Annotated in this window: 5 protein-coding genes; 2 read left to right on the top strand and 3 right to left on the bottom strand. The window is 33.2% G+C overall.

What is annotated here, in order from left to right; genetic code table 11:
• Positions 1 to 187: 187 nt before the first annotated feature.
• Together AAGE00_RS05020 and AAGE00_RS05025 are read right to left on the bottom strand one after the other, a co-directional pair.
• The gene (locus AAGE00_RS05020; protein ID WP_096097234.1) at positions 188 to 2386 is read right to left on the bottom strand and encodes a hypothetical protein; all 2199 of its coding nucleotides are present in this window, start codon (positions 2384 to 2386) and stop codon (positions 188 to 190) included.
• Between the two features lie 7 nt (positions 2387 to 2393).
• Entirely contained in the window at positions 2394 to 3731 is a 1338-nt protein-coding gene (locus AAGE00_RS05025; protein WP_096097233.1) for a hypothetical protein, read from the bottom strand.
• 752 nt (positions 3732 to 4483) lie between these two features.
• Here AAGE00_RS05025 and AAGE00_RS05030 point away from each other — a divergent pair.
• Complete coding sequence (locus tag AAGE00_RS05030; protein ID WP_264686030.1) at positions 4484 to 5731, top strand: hypothetical protein; 1248 nt, start codon at positions 4484 to 4486, stop codon at positions 5729 to 5731.
• A gap of 202 nt (positions 5732 to 5933) precedes the next feature.
• Complete coding sequence (locus tag AAGE00_RS05035) at positions 5934 to 17786, top strand: ankyrin repeat domain-containing protein (protein ID WP_264686029.1); 11853 nt, start codon at positions 5934 to 5936, stop codon at positions 17784 to 17786.
• 315 nt (positions 17787 to 18101) lie between these two features.
• On the opposite strand, the gene AAGE00_RS05040 is transcribed toward AAGE00_RS05035, so the two are convergent.
• Positions 18102 to 19061, bottom strand: coding sequence for an IS5 family transposase (locus AAGE00_RS05040; protein ID WP_341815149.1), 960 nt, complete (start codon positions 19059 to 19061; stop codon positions 18102 to 18104).
• Positions 19062 to 19189: the final 128 nt, after the last annotated feature.

A 19189-nucleotide genomic window follows, 5' to 3' on the forward strand; every position in this document is an offset into this window, starting at 1 on the left:
AATTCACTGGAGATTGATTACTATAAATGTAATTCATATTATGCTTAGTAATAAATGTATCGGAAAACGAACTTTTAACAGCACTCCATGTACTCGTATCAGGATCATTTTGTTTTCCTTCTATAACTTTGTCACAAAACTTCCCGACAGCATAACCTACTTAAGATGACTATTTCTTAAGACTAGATCACTGATTAACTGCTCGAGATAGACCTGCTTGTTTAACATAAGGTTGTTGGAGACTACCTGGCTGTTGACCAAAAGCAACCACAGAGCTATGTCTTACATCTACCTCTACAAACTCATTACCAATTTTTATAAGGGAACCTTCATCTGTTGCACCTTTATTAAAAACAGCATATATCAGTTTCACTTTGCCAGCATCAGTAATTACCTTATACGCTTCACCTTCTTTATATCTTTTCAACTGGTCCTTAGCATCTTTTTCTTTTTTATCCAATTCTCCTTTCTTAGCAAATTTTAGCTCTATTCCAACTGGGGGGTATTCTTTTTTTTGATCAGTAGCATTTATAACCAAAATAACATCCAACTTCTCTCCACCACCTATTTGAAATTCAGTAATAACTTTTATATTATCTTCTCCGTAGCTACTAAATAAACCATGCAATACAGCTTGAAATGTAGCCTCATTGCTTATTAATGATTTGAAAGGATGTAGTATATGAGAAATTTCTTCAAATAGTTTTTTGTAATCATCATATTTACCAGATTCTATAGCTTTGCTCAAAGCTGCTTTAAATTTTTTATTTTCCACAATTCGAGTAAAATTACCTTGTAAAATTTCTTTACCTCTTTTGTATTTGTCCAATGAGTCATACGTATTTACTGTAATTCCCTTATTCTTATTACAGTACTGATCAAATGGATTCTTATTACTAGGCGTACTGTATAAGTTACAGGTTATTTCTTGTATCTTTATGTCATTGACGTTTTGAATTCTCCTAATATTTTCAATAGGAATTCCTTTATTATCTGGCACTCTCAATGCAAATTCATTTTTTTCATTTATGTTGAGTATAAGCACCTTCTTACCTAAAGTTAGCACTATAGTTGTAACACAATCCTCAATACTTTCTTTTGCTGCTTCTGGGCGTTTCTGTGATCCAGTAACCATTTTATCATTTTGATCATAAATAAAAATATGTTTACCTAACTTTTCACGCTTAATAATATTAGAAATAAGTACTAGCTGACCTAAGATCATTCTGCTGACATAATTAATATTATCACTTCCACCATTGCTCCAAACAATTCCATAGTAAAGATACTCTAGCTGTGTTCTTATCACCTCAGCATTCGCTGCTTCAGTGCCAAGTAACTTTTCTATTACAGAATTACCTTCTCGACTAAGAAAATTTTCTACATCAATTTTAACATTTTCGTGATGAACCATGTCAAAATTTAATCCTACACAAATAGCTTCATTAGCTATAGTAATCATTCTTATAGAGTTAGAAAAAGAGCCCTTAACATAATCTTGTGCTTGCTTCAATGCTTTTATCACTGTACTTATCTCACCAGTACCTGCTTTAAGCTCAATAATAATAGGAATAGAGCTTAGCGACTTATCAGAACCGCGCACAAGTAAAATAATGTCTGCGTAACCTTTTCCAGCAAATAATTCGAGATAAAGTTTTAGGTGAAAACGATACTTAAAATTTATCAAAAACCCAGCTAAAAACCCATGATGACTTGATTCTTTACCGCTAAATAGAGTTTCTTTTTCATATTTCTTATAGACATTTGTAATATAATTAAACATTCTTCTAGCGTTCTTTTTTACTTCTTCGAAATCTTGATTACTCAATTTTGAAATTAAGCTCTCTAGGTCTTGTTGGTCACGATCTTTTTCTATTTCTGTAAAACCTTTTTGTGAATAATCAGTCTTTTTACTAAAAGCTGGATCAACCTTTCCGTACTTTACTTCTTTTCCTGTAATTGTTATTTCATGCTCTTCTTTTTCTAGTTTATCAAACTCTGCTCCCATTTTCCATTTCTGTGCTATTTTTTCTAACTCTCCTTGAGAGAACTTTAGATGCATGTTACCATCAACTTGATCAGACATCGTTATACACTTAAGTCCCTCATTAGTTAATATAGCTATTTTTAAAGTTCTATTATCATCAAAACGAAAATGAAGTTTTTTAATACCAATTTTAGTAGCAAGTTCTGTGTCTAATACAGTAGCAAACATACCAAAAAAGAAACTAGGGAAAAAGCCTGGCTTTCCAACTGAATGCAAAAAAGAAGGAGATTGATTGATAAACGATTGGAACCTTTTTTGAAAATCTAGGAACTCGTCTTTTGATTTATTTCTCATTAACAGAAGCTGTACCAACTCAAGCGGCTTGACATTACTTGGCATATTACTCCTATTTGCTATGGCTTAAAGATTTTATATTATATGGGGTATCAGTCGTACTGAGACTTGACTGTGGCAAAGTATCACCAGCTTCACGCAAAATTGATTCTTTAGAAGCTTCTTGAGCTAATTTAGAAAATACTTGTTCTCCTAACTGCAATTTTTTACCCCCATGAAATAACTGAATTTTACTTAATACAGAATCTTTAACCTTTATCATCTCTTCACCACTCATTTCTTTTACGTGCTTTAATATCTTCCCTAATATTTCTTCTTTACTTACCCCTTGTCTACTTGGATCCACAATTAAATTTGCTATTGTATATGTAACTGAATAGTCTACAAAAATAGAGGAAATAGATTGCTCCCCGCGGTCTTGAGTTTTTAATTTTATTATACGTTCCCAAACATTCATCATACATTTTTTTGTTTCTTCAGACAGATCTGGATTCTTCAGTACTTGATCTGATAATGAAGATAAAAAAGTTGTGTAACGTTCACATTCAATCTGACTACACAATCGGATTAATTCCATAAAAGAATCAAAGTAATACTGACCTACTAGCACATTCAACACTGCATAATAAGTATTTTCCTTATAATCTCTATCTAGTAATTTTTTCTTTTGCTCATCATCCATTTTAGACAGGCAAAACTCTATGGTGTCTACTTCTTTGTAACCCTTTACTGCAGATAAAGCTGCTTCAATTAACAGATCATCTTTATCTTGACTAGAAATACTGGAATCATTGTGTAATTTATTATAGAAGAACTCTATACCTTCTTCCCAGTTTTTATTAGAATTTATCTGTATGGATTTTTGCAAACCTTCAACTGATTTATATTCGTTTAGTTTTCCAATCTGCTTATCAATAAGAAAAGACCAGAAAGCTTCTATAGGGCTAGTTTCTTCGATATTTTCCAATAATTCTCTTCTCAGATCATCATCAGATCCATCTTCTTCAAAGGCACTTCTCTTAAATCTCATAAATACTTGTTCAAATAATCCAGGAATCTTATCTTCTAGACAATATTTACATGCCAAGTAATATCTATCTGCAAGATCAAGCGGATTTTCTTTTCCATTTTTATTTTTTTCTTCAGTTAGCCTTTCACCAACAGCTTTATTCTTTAATTTTATTCCATCCCAACAAGAATTATCAGAGAATATATCAGAAAAAAAAATTAGTTTTTCCTCATCAAAATCTTCAATTAATTGAATATAAGCCCTCAACCATCTTTCTACTCTAAGGTGTTTTCTTGCTTTAACTTGATTATCGTCGCCTTTAATAGCACCTTTTAATATATCAAGTATTTTATTGTAATTGTGATCCAAACCAGATTCCATACCCGCAACCCCATTTTGTATTTTAATATAAACTTTAGTCTAGTAAATTATCGTTGCCAAGTCAATCTTTTTCTCCAAACCTTACCACTGCACAACAGGAAATTTCTTGAGAGCCAAGTATGATATTTTCATTCTAATAATTAATTATTATAAAACATTTTTATTTACGAAAAAATAGACCTTGTTGTAACTAAAGAAACGTCTATTTTAGTGCTGCAAAAATTTGAATTATTGACTCTTTCTAAAATTGCAAAAAAGGTCGTATATTTGCGAGAACAAGCCGCATAGAAATAAGGTTATAAAAATAGAAGGTTTAAATTATTTTCATAAGCTTAGGCAAAACAGTTCGTACGTAGGTTTAGTAAAAGTGAGCCAATATAGCTGATTTCAGCGTATAATGAAATTATTATCTAGAAAAGTTCGTATGTATCGTTTGGTAGTCCAACTGATTCCAAGAAAAATTGTTCTCACCGTCCCTGGTTTTGAGCACTGAAAATGGCTATATTATTTAAGCTATTAGTAAAATACGTTGTTAGATTAATACTAATTTTCTTAAGGAGGAATTTAAGGCAAACTCATAATGAAAACAGAATTTGAAGGTAAAGAAAAATCCCGTACCGACCTTCTTAAGAGACTTTTGCCTAAAACTACTTTGGGTTAGAAAATTTTCTACAATAATGATTGACAAGTTTTAAAGATAGAATACTATACTTAAAATGTAATTGATAATCTAATTAATTAAGGTAGTGGCTATGTTGCGTTCAGATATTCCAAAAGTTTTGTTTTCGTCTATTAAAGAGGATGATCCCCATAGAGCATCTAAGCTTTTTCAAATTGAACGCTGGTGCTATGCAAATTGGCGTCTGCACCAAAAAAGTGGCAAAAAAGGACGTAATTTTCTTGCACAGGTATTGTCTAGTGAGGATTGTTGGAAAAAAGTAGACAATTTACATGGAGTTAAGCTTGATAGGCAAGTCGTAGGCAAAAAGTTAATTGCGCCAGATTCAGGTAATCTCTTTGATAAGTATGCCATTGCCTGTAGTTGCTGTCTAGAAGAAGATATTATTGCTTTGTTTGAGGAAAGAAAAGAGGAATTATCAGCTCAAGGTAAGAGTAGTCTATTGGAGTATGAGCACTTAGTTAGGTGTTGCGGGTCGGGTCTTTTAGCGCAGTTTTGGTCACATTTTATTAGCGGTTATATCTCTAAATTAAATTTAGATGGCTGTCATCCATATGAATATGGACTTAAGTGTGCTGTGAGCCTTAAGCAGGAGCAGGCAGTGGAATTCTTTTGGAATAAAATAAAATCATTACCTGAAAGTGAGATGAGTGAACAGAAAAAGGATGAAATCTTGATGAAGACAGCAGTATATGTAGCAGGGAACCGTTGTAATAGTTATCCTGAAATATTCGAGTTTTGTTTTAGTCAAATAAGTCCTGATAAATATCCAGAACTTCTAAAAAGAGACTTAGCTGAAAATGGTTATTATGGTAGTTTGAATACACTACAGGGTGCACTTCGCTTTGATAAATTTCAGGAATTATTTGATTGTTTAAAGCCAAATGATGTTCCAGAAGATGATTATAATATCTGGTTAGACATGGAAATCAAAAAACATTCAGAGCCTTATGTAAGTGAAAGTGTAAAGCTTTTTATGCATATGTGGATGAAGGAAGGATTTGATAGCCATCGTGCTTTAGTGATAAGAGAGGAACTAGAGGATAAATCACCTCTTTTCTGTACAGTTTTATTAACACCTTTAGTAGAAAAGGGCTGTATGGAACCAGTATGGGCGTTATTAAATAAAGCTAATTCTGATCAGGTTAAAGAGTTTATGTGTTCTAAACAGGCAGGCTACATACGATCTATATTGGAAAAAAGAGATGCTGATTCATTGAATAAGTTTCTAGCATATAGAAAGTCTACAGATGAAGAGTTCACTAGCTTAACTGAAGTTGAATTAAGCAAAGCATGTGAGCAATTAGGGTTAGGCAATTAAGGTATTATAAGGCAATTCTATAAAGTAGGTGGTGGTTTCTTGTTACTACTTTAGCTTCTGTCAAAAAGATGTTGCATTGTAATACAAATGTTATATACACAAGTCAGCATGTAGGCAAAAATAGCTTTTATTATTGATATCTCTGATGGTTATACAATAAGCTTGGTATAGTGGGTTTAGTATAATATAATGAAGGGGGTTTGTGTTCAAGATACAATATCCAACAGATCATCTAAAAAAAGAAGATGTTAATTCAAAGATTACTGAATTATCGGATGAAGTGCAATATATAGAGCAAGCTAGAGAATTTTCTCAACTTAAGCGTTATCGGAGATCTGATGTTGATTCCGAAAGTGGAAGTCAGATTAAGAGAATCGATGTTCCAGGAGACGGTAGTTGCTTGTTTTGGTCTGTTACTATGGCTTACTTAATACCCGTCAGAAACGACGATGCTTTATTTCGACAAAGGTATGAAGTACTATTTGGAAATGATGGAACTGTAACCCAAAATTTAGATCATATTAGAGGTTTGGTTCGGAATTTAGGTGCTGCGAATTATGATGATACATTTGCAAATTTAGTAAGAAACTTATTTCGTAATCGAGTAGTTGATCACATAAGTTCTTATAGAAATGAGTTCAGAGATTTTGTTGAAGGTGATTTTGAGCGTTACTTGGAAAACATGAGGAACCCTGATACTTGGGGAGGTGAACCTGAAATAAGAGCAATGAGTGGAATGCTTAGCGCAACGATTAGTGTTTCTGGTGAAGTTGAGACTCAATATGGTAATGGGGATATTCAAATACAATTATTTCATGTTGGTGCACCAGGTAAACGAAACCATTATAATTTTGGTCTTGAAAGGAATATTATTGATAATGATAAAGAGCTTGCAAAAGGCTTAAAAAGAGTCATGGGTAAAGTAAGACCACAAGACTTTGAGTTAATACAGTTATTGATAGAGGAAGCAGATAAAGAAGTTGGTATAAGCCGGCAAGATGAGGATTTTAAATCTTTTGAACCGAGATTTCAGTCATTTGTGGATCAGATTCCATCTTATTTACACTCTGTAGAAAAAGCAGGGTTTTTTACACACTTCTTCCTAGGTAGTTTTTCTACTTTGTTGGATACAGAGATGGCAAAAAAGCTAGACATCAAGGAGATTTATTTTAGCTTTGACGGTGCAAAGACTTTGAAGGTAGCTATTATAAAAAATGGTGAAATGAAGAGTCAAAAAGATGTGATCGATAAAGTAAAATTATTTGTTATATCAGAAAGTGGTTCTCATTCTTACACTCAAGAGTTTGATCAAGGTGAATTGAAGGAGGTATTAGGCAAGCTTTACTCTCTTATCGAAAATAACCTAGATAAAATTAAAGTTAAATCAATAAAAATCATTAAAGATGCCGGTCATCAGGGAGAAATAGTTGTTGATGTGAAAGATAAAGGAGTAGACATAGAACATAATTCTGAAGTTCAATTTAAAAAAGTGAGAAAAGGGTTATGGAGGGATCCCGAAGTCGATATAGCGAAGCTAGCTATTTCCAATCAGCGAACAGTTAAAGCATCTTTAAGGAGAATTCTTGATAAGATTTACACAATTCACTCCGAATATGCAGACTCACTAATCTATGCTAGCAGAGCACGTGAAGCAGCACATCATGGGTTTGCGGTAGGCGTTTTCATGAATTTCCACTACAGGTATAATTTTAGAGTCTACCCAGAGCAATTTGCAGGAAGGGGTTATGCAGATATTATCTTGCTGGCTCGTGGTCCTGATCGTGCATTGGATTCTATTCCCATTATTATTGAATTAAAAGCGGGAGCAGGTTCTAATGCTACTCCAGATAAGGCTTTGCAGCAAGCAGAAAAGTATGCACAAGGCTTTCAACCAAATATTCAGCGAGTTCTAACCACTGCAGATGACATTTTATGTGTTGGTGTCAATCTTGATAATCCATCTCCTATCTCTGATATTAAAGTATCAAATCGTGGGGAAGAAATAATTCCTCTTTTTCAAGATATGCTAAAATCTGCTGATGACTGGGATACGCAAAGGATTGGAACAATAGAATTAAAGGGACAGGTGAAAGATAATCTAGAACGTATTTATCATACGTTTCCTGGTACACCTGAGAAGGGAGATAAACATTATTTTAGTAGATTTTTACTAGGGCAATCACTATTGCTAAATAGAGTTGAAGATTTAAAAACTGGTTTTAAAAAATACATTTTTATCTATGGAGACAATATACCTACCGAGGTACGTCCTAATCTTCGTGGGTCTGGACGTTTAGCAGCTGAAAGAGCCAGGGAGAGATTGTCAGCTAATCTTGATGCGAGTCATGCAGTTGTGACAATGGTGCTCATTCCAGAAAATACAGAGAAGTTGGTTTATGTAATAAATATTGTTGAAGCTAACAGAAAGGATGTTCTGAACGGGCTGGATGAAGTGCTCCCTCTTGATAGATTAAATAGAGAAATAGGGAATAGGGAAATAATCGAATTAAATCTTAATTTTGATACTAGGTACAAGTCAGATTTTAAAAGATATCTTACTATTTGGACTGAAAAATACAATTCTTTACAAGAGTACAACAACGGAGATAATAGATTTCAAGGTACTTTTAAAGAAGTTACTTATCCTAATGAGTTAAAAGAAACATTTGATAAAGCACTAGATATCCAATCCTTATCAATAAGAGGATATAGTAGATTATTAGAAAAAATTGGAGAAGGAATCTTTCCTTTTAAGAGTCTCGTTAATAAAGAAGCTCATTTCCAGGGAATATTGAATGGAGTGTTTAGTTATTATAGTGACTTAAAATTACAGGAATCACCAGAAACTAGAGCATTAGTTTTAACTGAGTTTCAAACTGGTAGAGGGGAACGTATTGACATGCTAGTTCATGGTATTAAGTTTGTGGCTCAAGGTGGAAATGCTGAGGAGTACACTCCAATAGGGTTAGAACTTAAGGCATCAAGGCAGGGTAAAGGGGCTCAAGCTTTATTGAGGGAAGCAAATGATCAAATAAATGAAGAGTACAAAGAAGGTGTTACCTATAAAACACTTACAGATGGTGATGAGGTAAAATTTATCGGTGTTGTTTTCGATAAAGGATCTAATAATCCGAATAAACTTATTTTAACAAGTAGGACAACCAAGGAAGGATTTATTCCTGTTGGAGTAGTTCATAGTTCACATCATATGTTGCCTACTGTAGGGCAGTGTTCTAAAAGAAAATCTTCATCGCCGGAGTATCCACCAAGTAAAAAGCCAAGAAGAGAAAGAAGTGTAAGTATGGCCTGCATAGATTCGTTTGATGAAGAAAAGATTACAAAGGAAGAAAAAAAGCAACGTGTTAAAGAGCTATTTGATATTGATAATGCTAAGGATTTAACTAATGAAATTGTAGATATAGGTCGTGAGCAAGTGTTTGATATGATAGGCAATGCTGATAGGACTGATGTAAAAGTAAAAGATAACAATGGTAATGATAAAAAATTGATAATAGGTGATATTATAGAAATGAAGAATGCAGAAAGATATTTTGTAGATGATTATAGTGATGGTATTGAGATCTTAGTAAAAGTAGGCAGAGATAAGGATCGCGTTATAAAAGAAAAAATAAAAGGACAAAATATTGAGTATTATTTAAGCATCGATGGCTATGAAGTAAAATTCGATGATATAATTAAAAATTTTACTACAGATGCAGAAAGAGAGAAAATTCATAATAAATTACATCAACTATCAAATGATAAGCAGTTGTTAGAGAATAAAAAATACATTGAAGATATAGGTGATGTTCAAACTAATCAAGATTACTCTAATATTGTAGAGGAAATTAAACAGAACTTGCTAGCAAAAGGTGTTAGGGAAGATACTTTTGATACGTTTAAAAATCATTTTGATGATCTTGGTGAAAAAGTTTTTGCAGATTATATTAGTAATGTAGAAAGCAGCCTTCAAGAAAAAGGAATTGCATTTGATCGTGATAAATTTGATTCAGCGAAAATAAAAGGAGCAAAAGGTGGAAAGTTTTTTTCCATGATGGCTATATATGACTTGCTTGATAGTATAGGTGATACAGCAACACTTGGACGACATGATAATAATGCTTTAAAGCAAGTATTTGGTATCAATGGTATACTAGATGCTATGGATGATGTTAGGACGAGTGTAAGTATTTCTTCTAATAGTAAAGTAGGAAAATTGATTAGTAAAGTACCACAACCTGTACGTCAAACGTTTGTTAAGATTATCAGTAACCCCATAGTTCAAAGTATTACATTTGCAACTATTGCTTATCAATTTGGGTATAGTATAAATGAAATAGCTCAAGGTAATCATCATCCATTAAATTATTATTGGACAGCTAGTAGTGGTGTAAAACTAGCAAGTATGAGCATAAGGCCTATAAGTGCAAGTGTTAGCTTTACAGTAAAAAGTGTAAGTGCTACTACTAAGATTTTAAGAGGGTTATCTGCTGCAGGTAAAGTTTTAGGTAGGGTAGCAGTAGTTACTATGGTTGCTGATGTATTAATAACAATTGGTGTAGAAGTTCATGAGAGAATAGAGTATACAAAAGCAATAGCAGAACAAGTACCTCTATTACCTGGTGGTGAACAAGCGGAAGTATTTTTTGCAGGGGTAATCAAGTTTTTTACAGGAAGAGATGTAGAAAAAGAATATGAAGACACAATTAGAATAAAAGGTTATTTAACTTACGTAAAAGAAGCAGCTATTAAACTGTTAAATGACAATTATGACATAGATGCGGTTGTACAATACGTAATCTCCATTGAAGAGAAATATAGTGAGGTGATTAAAAATATGGGTGCACAGGCTATATGTATTATGCCATCACCGTATGGTCCTGAGTGTGCGACGCAGATGAAGTGGACATGTGATTTAGAAAAAAAATATAAAGATATCTCTTTTGACAAGATCAATATAGCCTCTAGTGTAAAAAGAGATTTGTCTTCTATTGATATCTCTAAGATATTGACTATGACACCTTATACTTTGGTTATGAGTGAAGGTTGGGAAAGGTTTATCTGTGGTATAAAGAATAGTCCTCAATGCTATCAAGAGATTGAAGAAAAGAAAGTTTATGTTGTTAATACGGATGCAAAACATATCCCTCATCTAACAAAATACGAGTATGAAAATCTTGGCTTAAGAATTGTAGATGCACCATTAACAAATCCGATACAAAAATCTCAATGCAGCAAAACAATCAATACAAAGCACACAGGTGACGATGCGTTCGCTCCATGTAACAGTGGCAAAATTTATAGAAATTGTCAAGAGAGCTTTACTCTCTCAGGCGGACCTTTTATCTTTACTAATCCAACAAGAAAAGAGCATAGTAATACAAAAAAGCAAACATTTCCTAGAGGATCAGTATTATATATTTCAGGACCTAAAACATTAACAGCAGCAGCAAATTATCCAGCAGTAATGCATATTCCAGAGGGTAGTAATATACGTTATGTTGGCTCAAAAAATAATGAAACTATTTTTATTATTAATGACTATACGTCTGGTACTCTTGAAGGTGGACCAGGAAAAGAAAATACTCTAGTAATGAATGTTAAGGCTAATAATGTCGTTGCAAATTTGCATGGTAGAACTATACGTTATGGTAATAGTAATAACATAAGATTGGTTAACACATATAACTATGTGTCTAATTCTGACAGCAAGCAAAATATTACTACTCACTGTAAAACAAGATTGATTAATGTAAAAAATGCAGAAGTCTGGCAGAATTCATTTAACTGCACAGACAAAGATTATGAAGTTAGAGTAGTTAACAAAGAAAATGTGCATAACAGGGGATTAAAACAAACAATATTTGTTGTTAATGAAGATAGTGATAATGCTAAGATAGTAAGTGATTTGGGCAGTACAGGAAAAATAAAAGGAAATATTGACATAATAAAGGTTCAAGTTGCTAATATCACACAGTGGGGAATAAGTGAAGATATAGAAAAGGTCGGCTATAGCTTAGATGTTTTAGCTAATAATACACAAAGTATTGTTTCAAGTACTAAAATCAATGATTTTAAAAATCTAGTAATTCAAGTAAATAGCAATGGAATAACAGAGTCTGTTGCAATACAAGATAAGTCTTTGTCTGATACAATAGAAGATATTAGATATCAAGAGCTGAAAAGTTCAGGAAGTGATATTAGTAGAGAGGTAATACAAAATAGTGCAAAAAAGTTAAAAGCATTTATACAAGCAAGTATTCTAGACCAACAATTACTTGATACTTACCAAATTGCAAAAGATATTGTCAATAACAATAATTTTGACATACCAGTATCTCAAGTAGAAGTTATTAAAAACCATATGGGAGTACCTAGTGAAAAAGTGATAATTGCTGGCATGTACTCAGGTCAAGTCATTGTTGATTTTAGCTATAGTAGCTCTGACGTTACAAGTAGTTATCAGAAATACCTTAATGGTGGACGGAACTATGGTTATGATGACTATCTGATGCTGTGTAATTACTATCAGGACATTACAATAGAAGGAGAGAAAGGGCAACACCAGTATATTATCAAACTACCAGATACATTAAATAGCAAAACTTCATTGTCGCCAATAAGGCTCAATTTAAAAATAAAAAACAAAGTGGTGTCTTATCAAAACATACCTTATAGTATCATTGATTTTGCTGAGTTAAGTGTAACAGATGTTGATGGTATAAGCATAGAAGAAGGTAAAAGGGATTATATAAATGAATGTTATGGCAAATCAATCTCTGACCTTACAGAGGATAGTTTAAAGATACAAGATATTACAATATTTGATAGTGTAGGTACTAAATGGTCTTTATCCATTGGTTTAGTTGATTATTTTCAAAATCCAGAGAATCAACAAATTGTATTACGAATAAACAATGAGCTTTATAAAATTGATAGTACAAACTTAAGGCTTGAGCATCTAGAGATCAATCCTAGCTCTTTCAGATACTATCAACCAGAGGAACAAGGATTACAAATTTATCATAATCAACCTACTAATAAGAATGATGTTGGTTTAGTTGACTTTAGAGATAAGTCTATATTGGATTTTGATACAGAGATTGCTGATGATAGTTTAGTGTTATCACATAAGAATAATACCTTAGCAAAAGTAGAAAATTGGAATACCTATCAACCAGCAAGGGAAATGATGTTTGCTTTTAATGATACGATGGTTTCTAATTTGAAATGCATAGTCTCTACTTGTAATTCAGAAGATATTATAGAGGATTTTTATAAGGAAACAGTAGATTTATTAAAAGAGCAGGTATTTAATGCAACATTGCAAAGAAATAATAGTAAAGCTGAGGATTTGATAAAAAAGATTAAAAGTATAGATATTGGAAATGAGCATGAATTAACACCTTTAAATATGGCTATTCAAGGAGGTAGGTTGGATGTAGTAAAAGTTCTTTTTGATAGAAAGGATTTTAGTGTTGAAAATAAGGACGCCCTTCCTCTGCACTTAGCTGCTCAGGAGGGTAAATTAAATATAGCTGAGTTCCTTATCGATAAAGGTTATGATATTAAAGATAAAGCTGAAGATAAAGATAGTAGAACACCTCTTCGTATAGCTGGTTGCAATGGTAATTTAGATGTGGTCAAATTCTTCCTTAGTAAGGATGCAACAAGTATTGAGGATAGAAACAACGATCCATATAAGATGATGGAAACGGTTAAGGTTTTAAAGAAGGAGATTATTAATCAAGCAGAAACCGTGCCTAACGTAAAAAGATGGGCAGAGTTTTTTGTAGAAAAGTTAAAATATTCAATAAAAAATGTAGTAAAAGAGAAGCTAAAGGATGGTATGTTACATGATCGTTATGGTTCGGTTAATACACTTGCTAATGACATTTATAATTTCGATCAAAGGTTGTTTAATAATACAATTAAGGGAGTTATAAATGACGTATATAGGAAAGTAGATACGAAAAAAATATTAAGTTGTGTAGAAAGCCATAATGATGTTAGTCAGCGTATATTGGGTTATGTGGCTGTATTTAACGCAATGCAAAGAAATAATGATTTAAATAATAGTGCAGTATTTAAGTTAGCTTACTATGTTAAAGAAGCAATCGAGATGAAGAACTATCCTGATGTTCATCAAGAAGAAAGATCTAACCTTGAGAAACTAAAAAGCAGATTGCCAGAATCAGTAAGGAATGCAGTATTTTCATCGAAAGTATGTATTAAGAATATTTATCAAGGTGAATATTTATATGCTGCTAACAAATGTTTCAATTATGATACCGACAGACGAATGGCATTTACTTGGACTCCAAAGAATGAAAAAAATGATAAGTTTAGGTGGAATATTAAACCTGATGGTGACAACTTTTATATAGTGAATGTTGCATTTAATGAAACTTTGTATGCTGCTAGTAACTATTTTAATTATGATAATGATAGACGAATGGCATTTACTTGGATTCCAGGTGAACAGGTTACACAAGGTGTGTGGAAGATTGAGCCTAACGGTGATAAATGTAATATAAGGAATGTTAAGCATAATGAGTATTTGTATGCTGCTGATTATGCTAAATATGACAAAGATAGGAGAAGAGTATTTACTTGGATTCCAGGGGGCAAGGTTATGCAAGGTGTATGGAAGATAGAAGATTGTGGGTCTAATGTAAGAAAAGTTAGAGATATTGTTAGTAATGCTAAGGGAGAATTAGATCAAGAATTGCTAGATGCTGTAAAAGTTGGAGATATGAGCAAAGTAAGAGATTCTGTCAATCGAGGAGCTAATGTTAATACTGAAGACAGAGATGGTAATACCCCTGCACGCAATGCTGTATTAAAAGGTCACTTTGGTATATTTAAATACCTTGTTGAAAATGGCGTTAGTTTAGAGGGTAAAGATCATCGTTGTCGCCCCTCTATATGTGATGCTTCTTATAGTGGTAATTTGGATATACTAAAGTACCTTATTGGGAAAGGCGTTGATATTAATGAGTCTGATAATAATGGTTGGACACCGCTACATTTTGCTGCATGGAGAGGCTACTTAGAAGTCGCTAACTTTTTAATAGAAAAGGGTGCTAATATTAACGTTGAGAACATTTTTGGCAGGAAACCTATACATGTTGCTGCTGAAAATAATAATACAAACATTATAGAATTTTTTCTCAGCAAGGGAATGAGCATCGATGATGTTGATAGATATGGTCGAACACCACTATACTGTGCTTCTTGGAATGGTCACTTGGGTGTAGTAAAGTACCTTGTAGAAAAGGGAGCTGACGTTTATACTCAAGACAAAGGTGGTAAAACATTACTAGATATTGCTACTCATCAAGAGCGCAGCGATGTTGTAGACTATTTAAAACAAGTGCAGCTAAATCAAGAATTACTTATTGCAGCACAATATGGTAATTTTGATGAAGTTAGAGATCTTGTAAGTCAAGGGGCTAGCTTGAATGCTAAGTATAGTAATGGGATGACTGTTATGCATTCTGCTGCTTATGGTGGTAATCTGGATATAGTAAAATATTTTGTAGCAGATGCAAAAAATAGCTTAGAAATTAAAGATAATGGCGGTAGAGTTCCCCTGCACTATGCTGCTTACAATGGTAAGCTAGATGTGGTAAAGTATTTTGTAGATGAAGGGGAAGTTGATGTTAATCTAAAAGATAGTGATGGGCAGACAGCATTGCACATGGCTTCTGGTGGCGGCCATCTGGATGTAGTGGGGTATCTTGCAAGTAAGGGAGCAGATATCAAAGCTAAAGATAAGGATGGTAAGACACCGCTAGATATCGCCATCGACCGAAAGCATGATAGCATCGTAAAATACTTAAAACAAGCTCAATTAAATGAGCAATTACTGGCTGCAGTAAAAGATAGTGATTTTAATGAAGTTCAAGGCCTTGTAAATCGAGGTGCTAACGTTAATGCTAAAGATAAAGATGGTAAAACCCCTCTACATTATGCTTCATGTTCTGTTCATCATTTAGGTATGGTGAAGTATCTTATAAGTAAAGGTGCTGATATTGATGTTAAAGATAACAGTGGTAGAACTCCTGAAGATGAGGAACGTTATACTAATTCTGATACAATGAGGCAAGTTTTTATGCAAGCACACTTAGATAAAGAATTGTTACTTACTGTAAAAAATGAAAAAGATCTAAAGACAATTAGTGATCTTATTGCGAAAGATATTGACGACAGAACGCATGGTGGGTTTTATTATACTTGGAGTGGTAATTTAGGTACAGTAGAGTTTCTTGTTAGTAAAGATGTGAGTGTTAATGCGACTGATAAATATGGCTGCACATTACTACACTGGGCTGCATTGAAAGGTCATTCAGATATTGCTAAGTTTTTAGTTGATAAGGAAGCTAATGTGAATGCTAAGGATATACTTGGCAGGACTCCTATTCACTTTGCTGTTATGAATAATCACAAGGATATTCAAGATGTATATGGTAGAGGTTCTACATACACTACTGCTGAGAGCAGTGATGAAGAGGTTATACAACTTTTTCTCATGAGAGGAGCAAGTATTAATGAGGCTGATAAAAATGGTGAGACGCCACTACACTTGGCTTCTTGGGGTGGTCATTTAGATACATTGCAGCATCTTATAAATAATGGAGCTAATATTAGTACTAAAGATAGTAGTGGCAACACACCACTAGATATTGCTAGAGATAAGGGACATAATAATCTTGTACAGTACTTACAACAAACACAATTAATCCTAGATAAACAGTTATTAAGCGCAATAGGAAATAGTGATTTTAATAAAGTTAGAGGTCTTATTGCTCAAGGTGCTAATATTGATACCAAAGACAAAGATGGCAGTACACTACTGTATTCAGCTGCTGAAATCGGTGATTTAGATAGAATAAAATTCCTTCTTGATAATGGTGCTAATATTGAAACTAAAAATGGGGAATATCAAGCAACTCCTTTGCATGGAGCTGTGTTAAATGAAAGACTAAATGTGGTCAAATTGCTTCTTAATCGTGGTGCAAACGTTAACGCTGAAGACAAAGACAATTGGACACCTTTACATTATGCTGCTGATACCAACAGTCTTGATATAGTAAAAGTTCTTGTCGATGCTCATGCTAATCTTGATGCTAGAGGTGATTACGGCAAGGCACCGCTAGATATTGCTAGAGATAGTAGTATTGCAGAATATTTAGAGAAAAAACTCAATGAAAAAGGAGAAAAACCTGTGCAACGCAGACGCCGTCATCACCACGGGGATCACAATCGCAATCATAATCACTCATCACATAAATTCCTTTCTGTAGATTCAAGTAATCAACCTGGAATAGCAGCAAGTAGTAGCACAAGACCATCTTCATGGATAAATGATTTATTTGGTTGGGTAAAAAGCTCTGTGAGTGGGTTATTAGCTTCTGAGTTGCCTGAAGTAGTATCAGGTACTAAAAGTCCAATCTCACAAATTGATGCAAAGATGGATGTAAATGGTGCAATAATGTTACTTGATGTGCTGGTTAGAAACGTCACGGGTCAAAAGTATATTTCTACAGCAGATCAGTCTATATCTCAACTAGAAGCACAGGGCTATGCACTCAATATTACAGAGGTATTTAAGAAAGTAATAGAGCAAGCTGGATTAAAAAGTGGTGTATCAATGCATCGATTAAATATTGATTTTGTGGAAATACAGAAAGAAGTTACAGGAAAAATCATGAGTGGTAAATTTGATGAGATCTCAGGAGTTTTAAGTTCGTATTTAGAGAAAGCATGTCCTAGTAGAGAAGCAGGATGTCCTGGTAAGTTAAGTTCGAAGAAGTTTGACAAGTTTATGGTAGAGTTTAATAGCAGGCTAAATGTTGTACTAAATCGATCAATACAACGGATATTACACAACAGAGATGGTAGATTAGAAGTTGATGGTGCAAAGCAAATGAATTTAGAGCCTCAAAGTTATTTAAGTAATGCTTCCGTTCAAGGCCATTCAAAGGACAAAGTATCAACTTGTCTTTCTGAGATAGGAGTAACCAAGCTTGTAGGTAATCTCAATAGGTAGGTTATAATATAAGAGTTAATATGCCAAGTAGTGGGAAATTTAAAGTGAAGGTAGCCAAAATAATTAGGGAAACAACCAGTAGCAAGTTTGATAGTCTTAATGCTAAAATGGATGAAGTAGACATTAAATGCTAAGTGATTAATGTATTTTCCATATTGAACTTACAGCACGTAGTTTTGATATAGAAGTTTGGGTAACGTTATGATAGTAATTTATATAATTCTTTGTGCAATCTTCATAGCTGTTTTAGATAGTTCACCAGATTCTTAATGGCTTTGTTGCATAGCACTGATAGGCATGTAAATCACAGTGAATTTACGCAGCTAATTTAAATTCAGCCATACCTATATCAGTAAATTTGTTCAATAAGTAGCACTTAATTAACAGCTCTTTTTCACGATTTACCTCTGATTTATTTTTCAAGCCAAACCCAAATATTTGCTTCAACCTATAGAAAAAGACTTCAATATAAGACCGTGCTCCATACTTAACTTTTTTCTTCCATTCATTAATACCATCTTCATAATTCTCATATGACCTAATTCTACTAATATACTTGTTTCTTTCTGATAAGTAGTCAGCTAAACAAATTTTAGTATCCTTCCTAGGGCGAATAATAGGCACAATATTGTATTTTCTGCATTCTTTATACACACTTTTTATATCATAAGCCGCATCTGCTCGAATAGAACAAATGTTATATTTATCACTGACTTCTTCTAACATATCGCAGACCGGCAAATAGTCTACAGCAACACCACTAGTGTAGTTCATGCTTATTGCTTTCTTATCATTTATGTTTAAAACAACATGTAATTTTCTTACTTGACCATAACCACTGTATTTTCTTTTTCGAATATTAAGCTTACTATGCCCACCGTTATTATTGTAGATACTAACTCTAGTGCTATCTACGGCAATTTCAACATTTTCCAGATCATCTTTATTGCTTCTATGGTCATCAATCTTCAAATTAAGCTTTTTAAATCTTCTGGAAGCTTGTGTATAGCTGATAATCTTAAGTTTTTTGCCTATTTGTACCATATAACCTTTTACAAAACCTACAGCTTGTCTCAAGCCAATTCTAAAAAGATGAACTATTATGTGTATTAAAATTACAACTTTATCACTATAAGTGTTATTGCCACCTGCAACTTTTGGACTATTTTCATACCAATTTTCTATGGCTTGATTAACAAAATGAAAAACATTTCCTCTTTTTTTGAGAAACTCGTTATATTCTCTTTGGTTACTTACTCTCATTTTTTGTGGCATAAGTTGTACTTGTTTGAAAAATGCCTATTTTACAACAAAATTCGTTAGTAGCCATATATTAAAAAGCTTTTCTTCTTACAATAACCTCAACCAACACTAGCTATGCAACAAAGCCATTCTTAATTAGG

It is taken from the genome of Wolbachia endosymbiont (group B) of Aricia artaxerxes, assembly GCF_964026975.1.
In the GTDB taxonomy this organism is placed as follows: Bacteria; Pseudomonadota; Alphaproteobacteria; order Rickettsiales; family Anaplasmataceae; genus Wolbachia.

Bases quoted from the DNA above. Each gene is read 5' to 3' on its own strand.
- AAGE00_RS05040 (WP_341815149.1), bottom strand. From the start codon at position 19,061: ATGCCACAAAAAATGAGAGTAAGTAACCAAAGAGAATATAACGAGTTT.
- AAGE00_RS05030 (WP_264686030.1), top strand. From the start codon at position 4,484: ATGTTGCGTTCAGATATTCCAAAAGTTTTGTTTTCGTCTATTAAAGAG.
- AAGE00_RS05025 (WP_096097233.1), bottom strand. From the start codon at position 3,731: ATGGAATCTGGTTTGGATCACAATTACAATAAAATACTTGATATATTA.
- AAGE00_RS05020 (WP_096097234.1), bottom strand. From the start codon at position 2,386: ATGCCAAGTAATGTCAAGCCGCTTGAGTTGGTACAGCTTCTGTTAATG.